The sequence below is a fragment of the Streptomyces sp. GESEQ-35 genome (assembly GCF_017948485.1).
Lineage (GTDB): Bacteria > Actinomycetota > Actinomycetes > Streptomycetales > Streptomycetaceae > Streptomyces.
In genome coordinates, this window is the sequence record NZ_JAFFSX010000026.1 from 101,349 (window position 1) to 118,128 (window position 16,780).

General features: G+C 66.8%; 19 protein-coding genes. 8 read left to right on the forward strand and 11 right to left on the reverse strand.

Annotated elements, in window-relative coordinates; translation table 11 throughout:
- Positions 1-45 precede the first annotated feature (45 nt).
- From KCH87_RS37185 to KCH87_RS37220, 8 genes are all read left to right on the forward strand, one after another.
- Positions 46-1,536 (forward strand): Y4yA family PLP-dependent enzyme, encoded by a 1,491-nt coding sequence (locus tag KCH87_RS37185; RefSeq protein WP_210592269.1) that lies wholly within the window; start codon positions 46-48, stop codon positions 1,534-1,536.
- Positions 1,533-2,876: a pyridoxal-phosphate dependent enzyme gene (locus KCH87_RS37190; RefSeq protein ID WP_210592270.1), complete on the forward strand. Its 1,344-nt coding sequence runs from the start codon at positions 1,533-1,535 to the stop codon at positions 2,874-2,876. The genes KCH87_RS37185 and KCH87_RS37190 overlap by 4 nt, the downstream gene beginning before the upstream one ends.
- A gap of 1 nt (position 2,877) precedes the next feature.
- Positions 2,878-4,104 carry an aminotransferase class V-fold PLP-dependent enzyme gene (locus tag KCH87_RS37195; protein ID WP_210592271.1) on the forward strand — a complete coding sequence of 409 codons (1,227 nt, stop codon included), beginning with the start codon at positions 2,878-2,880 and terminating at the stop codon, positions 4,102-4,104.
- A 48-nt stretch (positions 4,105-4,152) separates the two neighbouring features.
- On the forward strand, positions 4,153-4,908 hold the full coding sequence (locus KCH87_RS37200) for a trans-aconitate 2-methyltransferase (protein ID WP_210592272.1): 756 nt from the start codon (positions 4,153-4,155) through the stop codon (positions 4,906-4,908).
- Between the two features lie 347 nt (positions 4,909-5,255).
- Positions 5,256-5,426, forward strand: a complete 171-nt coding sequence (rpmF, locus tag KCH87_RS37210) for a 50S ribosomal protein L32 (protein WP_210592273.1) — start codon at positions 5,256-5,258, stop codon at positions 5,424-5,426.
- A 4-nt stretch (positions 5,427-5,430) separates the two neighbouring features.
- Positions 5,431-6,603 (forward strand): GTP-binding protein, encoded by a 1,173-nt coding sequence (locus KCH87_RS37215; RefSeq protein ID WP_210592274.1) that lies wholly within the window; start codon positions 5,431-5,433, stop codon positions 6,601-6,603.
- Between the two features lie 350 nt (positions 6,604-6,953).
- A complete protein-coding gene (locus KCH87_RS49675) occupies positions 6,954-7,121 on the forward strand; it encodes a DUF5990 family protein (RefSeq protein ID WP_247197364.1) in 168 nt (55 codons plus the stop codon).
- Positions 7,122-7,555: 434 nt separating this feature from the next.
- Positions 7,556-8,326: a hypothetical protein gene (locus KCH87_RS37220; RefSeq protein WP_210592275.1), complete on the forward strand. Its 771-nt coding sequence runs from the start codon at positions 7,556-7,558 to the stop codon at positions 8,324-8,326.
- An 18-nt stretch (positions 8,327-8,344) separates the two neighbouring features.
- On the opposite strand, the gene KCH87_RS37225 is transcribed toward KCH87_RS37220, so the two are convergent.
- The 11 genes from KCH87_RS37225 to KCH87_RS37280 all read right to left on the reverse strand — a co-directional run bounded on the left by KCH87_RS37225 (position 8,345) and on the right by KCH87_RS37280 (position 16,662).
- A complete protein-coding gene (locus KCH87_RS37225; protein WP_210592276.1) occupies positions 8,345-8,983 on the reverse strand; it encodes a hypothetical protein in 639 nt (212 codons plus the stop codon).
- Positions 8,984-8,992: 9 nt separating this feature from the next.
- Positions 8,993-9,889 carry a hypothetical protein gene (locus KCH87_RS37230; RefSeq protein WP_210592277.1) on the reverse strand — a complete coding sequence of 299 codons (897 nt, stop codon included), beginning with the start codon at positions 9,887-9,889 and terminating at the stop codon, positions 8,993-8,995.
- A gap of 949 nt (positions 9,890-10,838) precedes the next feature.
- Positions 10,839-11,201 carry a glutamate ligase domain-containing protein gene (locus KCH87_RS37235; RefSeq protein WP_210592278.1) on the reverse strand — a complete coding sequence of 121 codons (363 nt, stop codon included), beginning with the start codon at positions 11,199-11,201 and terminating at the stop codon, positions 10,839-10,841.
- Positions 11,201-11,722 carry a C39 family peptidase gene (locus KCH87_RS37240; RefSeq protein WP_210592279.1) on the reverse strand — a complete coding sequence of 174 codons (522 nt, stop codon included), beginning with the start codon at positions 11,720-11,722 and terminating at the stop codon, positions 11,201-11,203. Before KCH87_RS37240 ends, KCH87_RS37235 begins: the two co-directional genes overlap by 1 nt.
- 37 nt (positions 11,723-11,759) lie before the next feature.
- Positions 11,760-12,851, reverse strand: a complete 1,092-nt coding sequence (locus tag KCH87_RS37245) for an ATP-grasp domain-containing protein (RefSeq protein WP_210592280.1) — start codon at positions 12,849-12,851, stop codon at positions 11,760-11,762.
- A complete protein-coding gene (gene dapF / locus KCH87_RS37250; RefSeq protein ID WP_210592281.1) occupies positions 12,848-13,648 on the reverse strand; it encodes a diaminopimelate epimerase in 801 nt (266 codons plus the stop codon). Before dapF ends, KCH87_RS37245 begins: the two co-directional genes overlap by 4 nt.
- A 386-nt stretch (positions 13,649-14,034) precedes the next feature.
- On the reverse strand, positions 14,035-14,577 hold the full coding sequence (locus tag KCH87_RS37260) for an NUDIX hydrolase (protein ID WP_210592283.1): 543 nt from the start codon (positions 14,575-14,577) through the stop codon (positions 14,035-14,037).
- Positions 14,574-14,963 carry a hypothetical protein gene (locus KCH87_RS37265; protein WP_210592284.1) on the reverse strand — a complete coding sequence of 130 codons (390 nt, stop codon included), beginning with the start codon at positions 14,961-14,963 and terminating at the stop codon, positions 14,574-14,576. Before KCH87_RS37265 ends, KCH87_RS37260 begins: the two co-directional genes overlap by 4 nt.
- Before the next feature lie 96 nt (positions 14,964-15,059).
- Positions 15,060-15,905, reverse strand: a complete 846-nt coding sequence (locus tag KCH87_RS37270; RefSeq protein WP_210592285.1) for a helix-turn-helix transcriptional regulator — start codon at positions 15,903-15,905, stop codon at positions 15,060-15,062.
- Between the two features lie 27 nt (positions 15,906-15,932).
- Entirely contained in the window at positions 15,933-16,454 is a 522-nt protein-coding gene (locus tag KCH87_RS37275) for a DUF6879 family protein (RefSeq protein WP_210592286.1), read from the reverse strand.
- Complete coding sequence (locus KCH87_RS37280; RefSeq protein ID WP_210592287.1) at positions 16,432-16,662, reverse strand: hypothetical protein; 231 nt, start codon at positions 16,660-16,662, stop codon at positions 16,432-16,434. Before KCH87_RS37280 ends, KCH87_RS37275 begins: the two co-directional genes overlap by 23 nt.
- Between the last annotated feature and the right edge of the window lie 118 nt (positions 16,663-16,780).

The following is a 16,780-nucleotide window of genomic DNA, read 5'->3' on the forward strand; positions in this document are numbered from 1 at the left end:
CGCCACGTCCGGTCAGCATTCCTCACCAGGGAGGAACGGGTTGGGATGAGCGACGCCCCTTTGTACCTGGAAGCGCAGCTCGACAGGACGCCGGCGTCACTGCTGCGGTCCGCCGCCTTCCTCCACACCCTGGTGGACGCGCTCGGCTCCCCGCTCAATGTCATCCTGCCGGAACAGATCGCACAGAACGCCGATCGGTTCGGCTCCGTCCTGCACCGCCACCAGCTCGCCGGCCGGGTCTTCTTCGCCCACAAGGCGAACCGCTCCAGCGCCCTGGTCCGCCGTCTCACCACGACTACCGCCGGCATCGACGTGGCCTCCCTGGCCGAGTTGCAGCACGCCCTCGGGGCCGGATTCACCGCCGACCGGATTATCGCGACCGGGCCCAAGGACCCGGAGTTCCTCTGGCTCGCCGCGCGGTCCGGAGTGATCGTCAACGCCGACGGGGCCGCCGAACTCCTGATGGCCGCGCGCCTTGTTCGGGCATACGAGCTGCCGCGCCTGCGCGTGGTGCTCCGGCTGTCCGAGTTCGAGACGTCCGGCGCCCGGGTGCTGTCCCGGAGGAGCCGCTTCGGCACGTCCGTGAAGGCCCTCGGCGACCTGCTCGACATCCTCGATGCCCAGCAGGACTCGCTCGAACCGATCGGCGTCGGCTATCACCTCGACACCACCGGGCTCGACGAGAAGGCTTCCGCTCTGGAGGGCTGCCTCCGGGCGGTGGAGGAGTTGCGCCTGCGGGGCTTCGGGCCGCGCGCGATCGACGTCGGCGGCGGCTTCGGTGTCAACTACCTTGCCGATGGCGCCCAGTGGGACCGCTACACCAGCGCCCTCACCACCGCCGTCATGGGTGGGCGCGCACCCATGACCTGGGGCGGGCACGGTTACGGCCTGCGGGCGGAGAACGGCACCCTCAAGGGGGCACTGGGCCTCTACCCCGCCCACCGGCCACTCGCGGGGGCCGCCTATCTGGACGAGCTGCTCTCCCGCCCCGCACTCGGTCTCGGCCGCCCGCTGGGCACCCTGCTGCTGGAGAGTCTGTGTGATCTGTACGCCGAGCCCGGCCGGGCACTGGTGGACCAGTGCGGCATCACCCTTGGCCGGGTGCTGGAGGTGCGGGACTCCGAAACCGGCGAGCGTCTGGTGCGGCTTGCGATGAACACCGGCGATGTCGGCCTGGAGGACCACGGCGTACTCATTGATCCCGTGCTGGTGCGGCGCGGCAGCGCCCCTGCGGAGAATGAGAGCCCCGTGGCCGTACATCTGATGGGCAATCTGTGCCTGGAATCGGACCTGATCACCCGCCGGACGGTCTTCCTGCCCGCGCTGCCGCAGCCGGGCGATCTGCTCGCGTTCCCCAACACGGCCGGATACTGCATGGACTTCACCGCCACCGGCGCCCAACAGCAGCCCGTAGCACGCAAGGTCGCCGTGAGCGAGGCGGGCGACTCCTGGCGCTGGTGCCTCGACGAACAGTACTGGCCTCTCACGGCGACCGTGGGACGTACGGAATCGGACTCGGGGGGACGTACGGCATGAGGTACGACAGCATCACCGACGCCATCGGCGGCACCCCGCTGGTGCGCATCGACCCGGACGTGCACGGTCTGCGCACCATCGATCTCTACGCCAAGCTGGAGATGCTCAACCCGTTCGGCTCCCTCAAGGACCGGGCCGCCTGGAACATGGTCCGCGACGGGCTGGCCGGAGCCGTCGAGCGTGGCGAGACGGTCGTCGAGCTGTCCAGCGGGAACACCGCCAAGGCCCTCGCCCTGATCGCGGGCATACACGGACTGCCCTTCAAAAGCGTCACCAACCGCATGCGCATCCCCGAGATCAAGGACCTGCTCCTGCTGCTCGGCGCGGAGATCGAGGAACTGCCCGGCCAGAGCGAATGCCTCGACCCGACCGACACCGGCGACCCCCTCACCGTGTTCCACCAGCAGCTGACCCGGCCCGGCAGCGCGCATCTGCACACGGACCAGTACTTCAACCCCCTGAACGCCGAGGCTCATGCGCAGGGCACCGGCCCGGAGATCATCGCGGATCTCGACGGCCGCGCCCCGGACTGGTTCATCACCTGTGTGGGCACTGCCGGTTCGTCCACCGGTGTGGCCTCTGCACTGCGCGCCCACGACCCGGCCGTACGCGTCATCGGGCTGGTCGGCCAGAAGTCGGACTTCATCCCGGGCATCCGCACCGCCGACGAGGTCCAGGAGGTCGGCCTGTTCGACCCGGCCGTGTACGACGCGATCGAAGAGGTGAGCTCCGACGAGGCCATTGACGGGATGCTGACCCTGCTGCGCCGCTGCGGGCTCCTCGCCGGACCGACCGGCGGGGCCGCCTACCAAGGCGCGGTACGCCATCTCCGACCGCTCGACGCGGAGTTGACGGACAGCCAGTCCCATGGCCGCCCTGAGCGGCGGACCGCCGTGTTCATCGTGTGCGACCGCGTGGAGAGCTATCTGGGCTACGTGCGGCAACGCCGGCCGGAACTCCTGGGCCGCCCGCCCGTGAAGAACTCGGTCGCCAAGGTGACCGCCGCCGAACTGGGCGCGGTGACGAGTGTCGGCGTCGACGAGGCCCGCAAATGGATCGAGACGGGCGACCCCCTGGTCGTCGACCTGCGTGGCCCCTTCGCGTACGGTGCGCTGCACATCGACGGATCCGTCAACATCGTCGACGAGCTGTTCGAGGAACTCCTGCGAGGCGGCCTGCCCTTCAGTAGGAGCAGGCCGGTGCTGCTGGCCTGCCCGGTGGGCGAGAAGTCGGCCCGGTACGCGGCCCTGCTGACGCGCATGGGCCACCCCGACGTACGCAGCCTGGCCGGCGGGATCATTGCGTGGCGGGACGCGGGTGCTCCGCTGGTGCGTGACTGACATGACCGAGCTCGCCCAGGTGGCCGACCCCGTCGCGGAGATCGGGCAACTGGCCGCGTGGCAGCGGCCGTTACGCGAACAGTTCCCCCTCGTCGTACGGAATCCGGAGCTGGCGTACCTGGACAGCGCGGCCACCGCACAAAAACCGCAGGCCGTCCTGAACGCCGTACAGACCTACCTCACCACCTCCAACGCCAACGCGGGCCGCGGCTCCTACCCCTGGGCCAACACCACCACGGCGATGGTCGAGCGCACCCAGGGCCAAGTGAAGGAATTCCTTGGCGACGCGGACCCGTCCCGGTCGTCGGTGCACTTCACGAGCGGAACCTCGGAAGGGCTTCGTACCATCGCACGGGACTGGTTGCCCGCCCTCCTCTGCGACGGCGACGAGATCGTCGTCCCGTTCGGCGATCACCAGGCCAATCTCGCGCCCTGGCTGGAGACCCGGGAACTGATGGCCCGCCAAGGGGTGCGGATCGCCGTACGGGAGCTGCCGTATCAGGTGAGCTCGGGCGATTACGACCCCCGGGCCCTCTCCCGGATCGTCGGGCCGCGCACCCGCTTTGTGGCCGCCACCCATGTGCACCACGTCTACGGCGCCGACATGAACATCCACCGCCTGCGCGAGGCGATCGGCCCGGACGTGGCCATTTGCCTGGACGCCGCGCAGAGCGTCGGACATCTGCCCGTGTCCGTCGCGGCCGACGGCGGTCTTGACGTGGACTTCCTGGTCTTCTCCGGGCACAAGGCCCTCGCCCTGCCGGGAACCGGAGCGATCTGGGCCCGGGGCCGACGCGGACCGGAATTCCGGCCCGGCGGCTGGCAGGGCACCCCCAACACGGCCGGCATCGCAAGCCTGGCGGCGGCGCTCGACTGGCTTGACGCCGCCGGGACCGACCGGATCGGACGCTGGACCACTGCACTGGCTGCACTGCTGACCGACGGGCTGACCCGCATGGACGCGTACGAGGTGCTCGGCTGCCCAACCAGCCTCGCCGCCGCCTCCGCCGTGCAGCGCAGGAACGGCATCGTGACCTTCCGGCACCGTGAGATCGGCTCCCAGGACCTGGGGTTCATCCTCTTCAGCCACGGCTTCATGGTGCGCTGCGACGACCACTGCCAGGCCGGGCCAAGTCCGCGGGACGCCTCGGTGCGCGTCAGCCTCCACGTACACAACACACCCGAAGAAATGGAGAAGTTGCTCGCCGCGCTCGCCGAACTGCAATGATTTTCATGAGCAGGATGTGGCCACGGCAGCAGAGGCAAGTCGAGCACCATGAACGTGAGTACGGTGACCGCCGCGAGGTGGGTGGAACGCTGGGAGTGCCAGCAGCAGCAGTACGCGGTCGACCGGGAGGAGAGGTTCACCGTCATCGCGGACGTGGTCGAGCACATGACGCTCGGTCGCCCGGCACCTCTGGTGGTGGATCTCGGCAGCGGGCCCGGCTCCCTGGCCGCGCGCCTGGCGGACCGGCTGCCCTCCGCCGAGGTGGTGGCCGTCGACGCCGACCCGCTCCTTCTGGAGCTGGGCAGGGTTCACCACGGCAGCGTCCTGCGCTACGTGGAGGCGGTGATCGGTGAGCCGGGCTGGCTCGACGCCCTGGCCCTGGACCGCCCGGTGGACGCGGTCGTGTCCACCACCGCCCTGCACTACCTGGGCCGGCGGACCCTGCGCGGCGTCTACCGCGACATCGCCGAACGGCTGCGTCCCGGCGGCGTGTTCGTCAACGGGGATCACATCAGCCCGGATTCGGCGACGATCCGCGACCTCGCCACCGACATCGGCCGCCGCCACTCCGAGAGACGCCTCGCGTTCACCCACGAGGACTGGCAGTCCTGGTGGTCCGGGATCACCGCCGACCCGGAACTCGCGCGCCTGCTCGCGCGGCGGGGCGAGCGCCGCCACCCACCCTGCACGGAGGATGACCTGCCCCTGGCAGGCCATGTGGAACTGTTGCGCAAGGCCGGATTCCGCGACGTCGGGACGGTCTGGCAGTTCGGCAACAGCCACGTACTGGTGGCCGTGCGCTGAGGGCACGGCCACCACGAGAACCGGCTCACCTTGATGGGGACAGTCCTGCTCGGTCCGGGGCGTGGCCGGTGTCAGGTCGCCCCAGGCCCGGCTTCGCCGGCCTGGCGGAGCACCGCTCACGCCGGCACAGCGCCCACGACGCAGGCCGAGCCCCCGTCACATCGGGATCTCGAAGTGCCCGGTGGCGACGCCCGGACCGTGTTCCCCGGAGGCGCGGGCGTCGAACACCTCCTTGGCCAGGCTCCTCCAAAAGGGTTCCGAGCCCTCGATGGGCATCTTTAGTAATGGGATCCATTTTCATGTAGCGTCTGACCCGGCCGCCTGCCCGCCCATCCAGGAGGACTCACATGGCTGTTCCCAAGCGGAAGATGTCCCGCAGCAACACCCGTCACCGCCGGGCCCAGTGGAAGGCCACGACGCCGCACCTCGTGCCGGTCACCGTGGACGGCGTCTCCTACCTGGTGCCGCAACGGCTGGCCAAGGCGTATCGGCGCGGCCTGCTGCGCCCCGAAGGCTGAGCCCATGCCGCACGGCCGACTCCCCGTCACCGTTCTGTCCGGCTTCCTCGGCGCCGGGAAGACCACGCTCCTCAACCACGTACTCGGCAATCGCGAGGGCCTGCGCGTCGCCGTCATCGTCAATGACATGAGCGAGATCAACATCGACGCGGCCCTTGTGCGCGGCGGCGACGCCGCCCTGTCCCGCACCGAGGAGCGCCTGGTCGAGATGACCAACGGCTGCATCTGCTGCACCCTGCGCGACGACCTGCTCGAGGAGGTCGACCGGCTGGCCCGCGAGGGACGCTTCGACTACCTCCTCATCGAGTCCAGCGGCATCTCGGAGCCCATGCCCGTCGCGGCCACGTTCGCGTTCGCCCGCGACGACGGAACCACACTCGGGGACCTCGCCATCCTCGACACCATGGTCACCGTCGTCGACGCCGCCAACTTCCTGCCGGAGCTGGCGAGCGGGGACGAGCTGACCGAGCGCGGACTCGACCAGTACGAGGACGACGAACGCACCGTCAGTGACCTACTCATCGACCAGGTCGAGTTCGCCGACGTCATCGTGGTCAACAAGCTCGACTTGGTCGAGGACACAACCGCCGACCGGCTACGGGCGGCCCTGACCCGTCTCAACCCGGTCGCCCGCATCGTCCCCGCCGTGCACGGCCGCGTGGCGGCCGGTGACGTACTCGGTACCCGGCTCTTCGACGTGGAGCAGGCCCAGCAGGCCCCGGGCTGGGTCAAGGAACTCAACGGCGACCACGTCCCGGAGACGGAGGAATACGGCATCTCCTCGACCGTCTTCCGCTCCGAACTGCCCTTTCACCCGGGCCGGTTGTGGACCCTCGTGAGCGAACGGCTCGACAGCGGCGACTTCGGGGAGGTCCTGCGGTCCAAGGGGTTCTTCACCCTGGCCAGCCGCCCTCATGTGACGGGCCTGTGGTCACAGGCCGGCTCCGTCGCACGCTTCGAGCCCTCCACCGCACGGGACAGCGAGGCTCCCTACGCCCAGGAACTCGTCTTCATCGGCACGCAGTTGCGCACCAAGGCCCTGCGGGCCGCCCTGTCCGCGTGCCTGATGACGAGCGGGGAGACGCTCCCACCTGGCGATCCCTTCCCCGTCTGGGAGACCTACGGCATCGACGACGCCTGCGAGCACGAGCATTCCGAACTCGCAGAGGCGTCCTGAGGAACCCCGGGCCCGGCGGTGAACGCGGCCACGACACCGCCGGGCCCGGTACGGACACGGGCGTTCGGTGGCCACGCTCGGCGCGAAATTCCGACCCTGGCGCCGGCCTGGGGGCCGGCAATGTTTTCCGTCCCGAGGACTGCGTGTGACCTGCCTGTATGTGGCCGGCAGCACACTGAAACGCACACGGTTTGGGGGGTCGTCACCGTTTCGGCCTTCCAGCAGGTCCAAGTGAGTTCAGTGCCGCAGAGCACAGGGACGCAGGCCCCGGAGATGCAACTCATCCAGCGCCAGCTTGCGCGCCCGCCACTGGGCTCCTTGCGCCCCCGCTCCGCGGCCGAACCAGGCAGTTGTCGTGCGCGCGGGACGCGACGATAGAGGATGCGACCAACGGGGATCCCGGCGCGCTCGGCGAGGGCGCCGTCGCTTGGTCTCTCGGTCTGATCGACGCATGCGGCGGGCCTGTGTGCGCACGGGTCGTACCGCCGCGCATCACCTGGACTGCCAGAGCCGCGTGAACCAGATCACCGTTCACCAAAGTCCGCCCCGGTCCAATCGCAGCAACTGAGACCAAAACTGAGACCAGAGGAGGCGACGTTTCGCCTGGTCAGGTGCGGTCTTGGAGACGGTGGCGTCTTGCATCGGCGACGGGCTCTCGTTCCGGCTCAGCTGACATCCTCCTCACCGTCCAAGTGCGATATCCGGGCCGAACGTGATCGTGGGCGACGGGCCTGCCACGTCGTGCGCGGCGTGAGGACGCCACACGAGAGGGAACCGCACTGGGTCAATGCTGACCACCGTCTTCCGTGGCGGGCTTGGCCCACCCTCCGGAGACGGACCAGGACCACCTGGCAGACGGCTAAGGAGGCCATGCCGACCGAGTCCAGGCACTGGCCTGCTCCGGACTGAATGCGTCAGCATTGGGTCGGCACGACCGGTAACGTCTTCTAGCGTGACCGAGACTGGTGTTCAGCCTGAGCCCGCCGACGAGCAGACCACTGCCGAAGACGTAGGGCGACCTTCTCTTCTGGATTGGCAGAAGCGGCTCAATGCCTCCACCGGTCATCGCGCGATCGCACTCGGAGAGCGAGTCAAGCGAATAGCGTACCTATTCCAGGGAAATGTCGCGCAGTACAAGTCTCTCGTTGCCGAACTGCAGGACCCGGCGGTATCCGGTCCGATTTTCGATGTCCGCTGTCCTGAGGCGCACGACGAACTTCTCTCAGAGGCCGAGCGTCTCCTGCACAACGCCCTTACCGCGATGAGTACGCGAGTTGATCAGCAGCGCTGTTTCATGGAGAAGCACTTCCACGACGACTCGGTGCTGATGAATGAATATGGCGGAAAGGTCGCCTCTCTGTTTAAGAGTGACCCGCAGGCAGATTTCTTAAAGGGGCTTCGTAATTACATTACGCACACCCAGCTTCCTGTAGCGCAAAGTAATCAGACGTTCGGGCAGAACTCATGTGAGATCACCTTTATCCTGCCCGGGGAGTCCTTGCTCGAGTGGAAGGGCTGGAACAGTGCGCAGCGCCTGTGGATCGCTGGACAGGGAGATGCTGTCGCCATCGTTGATGCGGTCGATACCTATGCCTGTAAGGCCGGGAATTTCGATAAGTGGTTGTTCGCTCGAATCGCTCTTAAATTCAAGGCTGACATCGATGGATATGTGCGTGAGTGCGCGGAGTTCAATCGTGAACATGATCGAGTATTCGGTAGTTAGTTGGTCAGTGGCACTGCTTCAATTCTCCGTGTTCTCGCGGTCGGCTGCCTGAGCCTCCGTGAAGGTGCCGAATTCGGTGGAGCGGCTGATGAGCGTAAGGTCCACATCGCCGGCGGTGAACCGTTCGGTGAAGTAGTGACCGGTCGCGGCCTTCGGTATTAGACCCGTTACCGATAGGCGGCAGGCGCCGTCGTGTCTGGGGCTGCGATGCTGGTTCTCCACACGTGGCGTGTTGTCGTACAGGAACCCGATCTCGGCTGTTCTGGAGTTCTCAGGGGCAGCGATCGCGGCGTTGCTGGAACGGGAGGTGCTCTCCGCGGTGCGGAGGGTGGCGTGCAGGCTCCAGTAGGTTTGCTCGATCGTCATGTAGGCCGCTATAGGACCGCGGTTCCCGCCGGCCGGTATGTGGCTCTCCGGGCTGGGAATTAGCACCGCGCGCCATGTGCCGTTCACCCACGCTCGGCCGCTCATCCGGTGAATCAGAGGCCAGTGCCAGGCCCACTTGTCGAAGACGAGGACGCCGTAGCCGACGGCCGCTGGTATGTACGTGAACAGATACCTGAACTCAGATGGGTACAGCCCCAGGACGAGCAGGACGCCCGTGTAGAGGGTTGCGGCGATGGTGGCACCCGTGCGGAGTGTGCTTGCCGGGCTCATCTTCCCCCTTTAGTAGTTGAGGTAGTACAAGGCACTGTTGATCAGATCCCGCGCATCGGCCTCATCCCATTTCTGGTCCTCACCGAAGACCTTCTTTACTTCGTTGGGCTCCACCATGTGTCGCGTACCGAACCAGGCGTTCGTTAGTTGGCTGCGGACGTTGAGCAGACTGTTCCGTACGGCGTCATCGAATCCGCCCCCGAGGAACACATGGTTGGGCACGTTGTAGATCAGACACTCGGAGAAGTACGACGGCAGCTCCTTGATCACACCTTGTGCCGAGAGGTCGTTCTCCACGTTCTTCAGCACCCGCACGACGAACTTGTACCGCCGGCTCGTCAGGCCGTTCTTCGTACGCCCGTTGGCGAGCTGCAGCTCTGGCCAGTTGACGATCTTTTTGCCGTCCTGGCCAAACACGACGCTTCCTTCGCGCTTGCCTCCGGTAGCTGTGCTGTCGAACAGCACATACTTGAAGCATGGCACGACATCAATGCTGGGGCGGCTGCCGATGACTTCCGGAACGTAAAACGCGATGTTGTGATCGGCATCGACCGTCCCGAAATGCTCATCAAGCGCCTCGTGGACCTCCTTGCGGAGTCTGTCCGTCGTCCACGGACCTGTGTACGCGTCCGGCTTGTTGAACCACGACGTACCGTCGTAGTAGAAGCACTCGTTCAGCTGCACCTTGATGTCAACATCGCTGTCGCCGCGGACGTTGGTCTTGTTCGGATAGGAGCCTTTCGCCTCGACGGTCAAATCGACCCCTTGGAACGGTTCGTGCAGAGAAATCGCTCCCTGCACCATGCGCTCCGCTCGCTCCAGGCGGTCTTGTTCCGACTGGCCTGGCGGATTTGGCCACTTGCTGATCAACGTGAGCCGCTGGTCGTAGGTCAACTGCCGCGGCATGTAGGTCCTCCCCCGCCCCGAGCCTTTCCTTGACAACGACAGCCTAGGTACAGGCACTGACAAACCCGCCCACCAGCAACAACTTCTGATTGGGGGCGGACGGACCCGCTGTGTCGGGGTGCTGTGGCCTCTGCCGCGACTAACGGCTCACGTGTGGACGAACGGCTGGCGTGATGCGGGTGTCTGCTGATTCGCCCGCTGCCTCAGGTACGTCTTCCCAGTCCGTGGTGGGGCGGGAGTGTGCCAAGGCCCGCGTGGCAAGCAGAGTGCCCAACGGCCGGATGCGATGAGACCGCTGTACCCATTGCTGGTCTTTTTGTTATTTTCACGCATGGATGCGGAGGAATCTCCGAACCAATCGCACTGTGATGCCGGAAACGGCAGACTCGCTCCCGATCCGCCGTTCTGCGGCGGATCGTTGGGTTGCGTCTCGGGGGCGTGGCGCTCGACCTGTCCTTCTTCAGCACCCGCGGGCCGGGGTGCAGTGCGCGTCGTCAGGGGAAGACGTGCACATCATCAGGCGATCGGCACAGGACAGACAGGAGTTGGCGCGCGATCGGGCCCCTTGGCGCGTCGAAGTGCCTGTGTACGAGTCCTTGCTGCATCTGCTGCGTGCTTCCCTGCCTGAATTCCTGGGCAGTCTCATGGCCGCCACAGTGCTCACCATCGTGGGCTGGAGTGTGAAGACGATCCGCGACCGGAGGCGCGTCCGACGGACGCGGGACGACACGCCCCAACTCGGCGGCCCTGCCACCGATACTGACCGCTCGTCGGCCGCCTGAGCCTGGTTGTCCCCGTTGGGCTCAACGGGGACAACCGGCTGGCACGACGACCCCGCCCTACCTGCCAATCAGCCTTCTAGAGATCAACTCTTCCCAGGATCGCCATAAGCCGCGAGTACGAGCCATAGTCGGGCCCTGCGCTGGCGGACAAGCAGGCCGGCGGCTGCTCACAAGCCGGTGATGGGCTGCCCCGTAAGTGCTTGGGCGATCTGCCAGAGCTGTCCACCGCGGGACGCCTTCACGAGAACGACGTCGCCGGGGCGGAGGATGGAGGCCAGGTAGGCGGCGGCGGTGCCGTTGTCGCCGACCATCGCGATGTCCGGCACGCCTGCCGCGCCTGCCGCGAGGGCGAGTTGCTTGGCGAGTGTGTCGCCGACCGCCACGATGAGATCGACGCCGTTCTCGGCTGCCATGCGCCCGACCTCGCGGTGGGCTTCCACGGCTTCGTCGCCCAGTTCCAGCATCTCTCCGAGTACGGCGATCCTCCGGCCGCCTGCGGCCTCGGTCGTGTCGCCGTCTGCCTCGGGCATCAAGACTCTCCGTTGTTCAGGGGCGCGAAGGTGATCGCGCGGCCGGCGTAGGAAGGGGACAGGCGACTCAAGGGGACTCGATCGTGCGTCTGGCCCCAGGCTGACGGGTCCCGGATGAAGATCGTCGGGTCGGGACCGTCCTCGTAGCCGCGAAGGATGACGAGGTGGCCTCCCGAACGGCCATCGTCGGGGAGCTGCTCGGTGACGGACACGATGACGGGTGCGTCATCGAGGCGGCCGAGCAGGTCCTCGACCGGCACGGGCTCCGCGGTCGCAGGGACACCGAGGTCGGTAGCCAGGCTCGCGATCCCCGCGTGGAGCGCCCCACGCGGGGTCAGAACCTCGTGCTTGACCGCGAGTTTCAGGAGTTCCGTGACCGTGGGTGCCTTGCGCCCGTAGGCGAGCAGGATCATTCTCAGCGACGCCAGGCCGCACGCCCGGTTGGACCATTCCAGCCTGTCCCCGAGTGCCCATCCTCCGTGCAGATCCCATTCGGCGGGGGCGATGAGCTGTCGGCACATGGGGACATCGTGGACGCGCGACACAGTGGGCGGGCTCCTACGGTGAGACGGCAGCCTCCCGAGTCAGTGCGGTGCGGGCGAACGCGGGAGTGGGCAGGGGAACATCGTATGGCGGTCGGGTCAACGCCTCGTGCAACATCGCCACTACGACATCTGCGTGCGTGAGTCCGACCATCGCGGCGCCCACCACGAAGTTGCTGTCACGGGACATGCCCGGCGTGCTGTTGACCTCCAGCACGTACGGCTGGTCGTCCTCGGTGAGGACGAAGTCCACGCGCGCCGAACCACGCAGCCCGAGCCCGTCCCACAGCGTCGTGGCGTACTCGGTGACCTTGGCCAGCACCTCGGGCGTCAACTCGGCTGCCCGTACGGCTACGGCGCCCCTGGACTCCACGTCGAGCTTCGTGTCGGCGTCGTAGAACTCCGCCTCGGTGGCTTCGGTGGCCAGCGGGGGAAGTACGACGACCGCGCCTCCGGGTAGCTCCAGGAGTCCCACGGTTAGTGGCACGCCGGTCAGGTAGTCCTCGACCAGTACGGCGTCGCCTTCCTCGCCGGCAGCCTCGGCCAGCGCCCTGGGAAGGTCCGCCTGATCGCGTACCAGGCTCATGCCCACGCTGGAGCCGCCGAAGGGCGGTTTGACCATCGCCGCCCGCCCGTTCCAGTCCATCGGGCCGCCGGACCACACCCACCATCCCGGCGTGGGGACGCCGAGACTCAGCATCACACGCTTGCAGAGGATCTTGTCGGCGGCCACCGCGGACGCCGCGACTCCACTGCCGCAGTACGGCACGCGCAGGTAGTCGAGCAGGCCCTGTAGCCTCCCGTCCTCCCCGTACGGCCCGTGAAGGTTCGAGAAGGCCACGTCGTAGCCGGCCAACTCCGTGATGAACTCCGGCTCGCACGGGTTCAGCACTTTCCAGCGGGCACCCATGTCGTCCAGGGCCCCGGACAGGGCGGTCACGGAACGCTGGTCCACGGGGCACTTCGAGTGGTAGAGCCGGTCCTCTGCTGACACCGGCCCGTAGACGAGGGCGACACCGAGCCCCTCTCGGTCGCGCTGCCAGTCGCGAAGGTTCTGGGCGGCCTCCCGCACCGCGAGGTCAGAGCCGGAGTCGAGGAACCGAGTCATGCGAGGACCCCTTCGAACGTGTTGGTGACCGGCCCGCCGACCCAGTGAGTCCGCTTCGGTCGGTCGGGATGTGGCCGGACCGTGAGCGGCTCCCCGGCACGGTTGTGGACGGTGACGGCACGCGGCGACACGAGGCCGCGCAGGGTGGCGATGACAACGGCCGCGACGGCTCCGCTCCCGCATGACAGGGTTTCCGCCTCGACGCCGCGCTCGTAGGTGCGGATCTTCAGCGCCTGCCTGCCGGCGGCCTGGACGAAGTTGACGTTCGTCCCCAACGGGGCAAGGTCCGCGTGGTGACGGACGAGGCGCCCGACGAGTACCGCGTCGATGGCGTCCACGTCATCCACGATGGCGACGACGTGTTCGGTGCCGGTGTGGGCACTGTCGAACCAAGTCGGCTTGCCGTTGATGACGGTCTGAACTCGTCGGGGGTGGACCGCGCCGACTTCGGCCGTGACCCACACGGAGTCGTCGCTCACGATCGCCTCGTGCATCACCCCAGCCATGCGGAGACGCATCTCGCGGAAGCCGTGGTCATGGTGGGCGGCCCAGGCGGTACACCGCAGAGCGTTACCGCACATCGTCGCGATCGAACCGTCAGCGTTGAAGCAGCCGACCTCGAAGACGACCGGGCTGATGCTGATCAGGCTGCTGATGACGAGGCCGTCCGCGCCTACGCCGGTTCGCCTGGCACAGAGGCGCTCGGCCTCCTTTGGCCAGTCCTGCTCGCCGTCCCGCGCGGGGTCGGCTAACAGGACGAAGTCGTTCCCCGCTCCGTGGATCTTGCGGAAGCGCATGGCAAAGCTCCTCGCTGGCCTGAGGTGACAGTTCTCGTGATGGCCGAATGGGGCTTCGGGTCAGAGGAGTTCGACGGCCCGATACGTCGTCGCCGACTCGTTCATGACCCACGGGGAGTGCCCGTCGAAGATCAGAACCCGGCGCCCCGCGGTGCCGGCGGACCTCATGTCGCGGACTCGCAGGTACAACCCGTCGAGGAACACGAAATCGCCTATGTGGACGTCGCCTGGTTGCCTGTGACCGGGGATGGTGCCGAGGGGAGGAGGCACAGGGGGTGGTTCGGTGGTGCAGCGCTCGTACATTCAGCCTCTCCAGATGGCCAGGAGGATCGACCCGCCGAGTGCCAAGAGGCTTGCCACGTAGCAGAGTTGTTGGTTCCGGAGGCTCAAGGGGCACCGACCAGGTGGCCGTGAAGGCGGTCGCGGACTGACGGGATACCGATCTCCCCAAGGGGCATCCAGGCCGCTGCGCCGGCTTCGATCACCATCGGAGTGATAGTGCCGGAGTGGGCCCGGAAGAGGTATCTGAAACCGATCCGGAGGCGGGGGCCGTACCTGTGTTGCCCCGCTCTGGTCACGTCGATCAGGAAGGGACCCTCGCTGTCGGGTTCCGTCCACACGTCGCGGATGCCGACTGCCTCGGTCAACAGACGCAGGGCTGCCTCGCTGAGTGAGTCGTCCTGTTCCTCCGGCTCCGCTTCGGCGAGGGCGAAGGCTCCTTCGTGCCGCAGGGACAGGACGCGATTGCGTTCGTCGACGACGACCGCGCCCGTCGTCACGAGGGGGCAGCGCCGGCTGTGGGTGCAGGTCCCGCGCTGTGCGTGGTCGCGGGCGGCGTCGTACACCGGCATCAGCGCCATCTGCTCGTCAGGGTGCTCGTAGATGTAGTGGGACAGCTCCCGGACGATCTGGTCCTCCCGGATACTCACGGGGCACCGAGCCCGTGGCGCTGTGTGTAGATCCACAGGAGCCTTCGCGTGACGTCGGCGGCATCCCGGAGGTAGATGAAGGCGCCGAACGACGGGGTCTCCGCGGTCGGACGGTTCTGCAGGTCGAGGAGCCGGTATCCCTTGCGGAACAGCTCCCGCACGTCCTCATCCTCGTCCGCTCTCAGATCCTCGCCCAGCAGAAGGTTCAGGTGCCCGACGATCTCCGGCAGGGAGGCGTCCATGTCTTTGCGGGTGGAGGTGGCCAATTGCATGGAGAGGGCTGTCTCGGTGCTCTCCGAAATCGTCTCGACGTCGATTGGGAGAACTTCGGTTCCCGCGCTGTCGGTTGCTCTCGATGCCTTGCCACTACTTGCCACAGTGATCACCGTCTCGCCCCTTGAGTGCGCGTTTCCGGCCGTGCCAGTAACGCTAAGAAGGGCGACAGGAGGGGCTCTACGAGTGTGCCGGAACTTGCCCGGCGTTCACCCCAGGGATTCGATGGCGGTCGTGATGATTTCGCGTGCCGCCGGGCCGTAGACGGCAAGTTCGGCCAGATCCGTGAACGTCTGGGCATACATGGCAAGTTCGTGCTTCTGTGTGACGGCGAGGTGGGCCGAGACGAGTTCGACGTGGACCGTGTGGTCGTCGTACAGGAAGAAGCCTTCGACGGGCCAGAGGCTTGAACGGTCGGCGTCTTCAGGAATGATGCCGATGCTCACCGAGGGCAGCGCCATAACGCTGAGCAGATAGCCGAGTTGGCCGGCCATCACGTCCGTTCCGCCTATGCGCTTTCGGAGTGCTCCTTCTTCCAGGAGAATCGCGAACGTGTGGTTGCCGTACACGATCTGCTGTTTCTCCACACGCACCTTGACGGCCGCCGGCACGTCATCCATGAGGCCGCGGCGGTCGCGAATTGAGGTGAGCAGTGCGGTGATGTACGAGGCCGTCTGCACCGGGCCGGGAATGAGCCACGGCGAGTAAATGCGGAAGCGCTGGGTGCGTTCCCACAAGGGGAGCACGGACTCCTGGGCCTGCTTCAGGCCGGTACGCTCCATCCGGCGCCACTCGACGTACATGCCCTCGATGCCGCGTGCCGTCGAGACGAGATCCTCAGCCGCGTTCTCTGCACCGCAAGCAGCAGCCCACGCACGCAGGTCGCGCTCCGAGGGCGGACGCGTGCCGCTCTCGAAGCGCGAACACTTCGACTCATGCCAGCCGAGGCTGCTGGCCAGCGCTCGCTTGGTTAGCCCGGCTTCGAGCCGGAGTTCGCTCAGGCGTTTTCCCAGGGCCCTGCGGGCTTCCTGAACGCTCGAAGATGGCGATGTCATGTCGCTGCGATGGTGCTGTTCGAGCTATCAGGCCGACGGGGTCGGCTGGAACTCTGCGTGCGGTGTTGCCCGCGCCCATACGGCCTCGAAGGCCGACTCGCAGAGCTTTGCCACCTCGGGGTCCTCCGTGAGTTCCACCTCCATGTTCTCGCCGTCGCCGTCGAAGTGGTTGACGAGGACGAGGCTGGAGTCGAAGAGCCAGAAGTCGTTGCCCGGAAGTGCGAGGCCCGTTGCGTCTCGCCGGGAGAGCCAGCGCACGTCCTCGCCGGCAGCGATGTTGAGTCCGTCCGTCACGTCGTACTCGAAGCGGATGTACTCGCTGACGGGAGTCGAAACGACGCGGGCACGCCGAACCTCGACGCCTCGCGAGGTCGCCTCCGTGACGATGCCGTGCCAGTCGCCCCAGCGCTCGGCCGGGTCGAGTGTCACGCCGGCCTGCCAGTCGATGAAGGCCGGGTCCGACTTCATGTAGGCGTCGCGCATCTCCAGATGGACAGCCGTCCTCTGGCAGCTGCGGAACAGCTCCTCAAACGTCGGGGTCCTCGTCAACCTTCTTCACCTCCAGGAAGAACTGCACCATGCGCCGGGGGATCTCCACCACCGACTCGTGGCCGGGGATGTCCATCTGCCCGAGACGCTCGATGTCCTCCACCTTCCAACCCTGCACGAGGTAGCTGTCCTTCTCCTCGTCGAGGTAGATGGTGGGGGAGCCGCCACTGGGACTCTCCGGGTCCTTACCGAGCTTACGCAGGGCCATGATGTCCTCCTCGGATGCCGGTAACGATCTCTGTGCCAGAGCTTGCCCGCGGTCGGGCCATGGAGCGAGGAACTTGCCGAAACTTGCCTGACGTGTATGGAAGTTGACCTTACGTCGC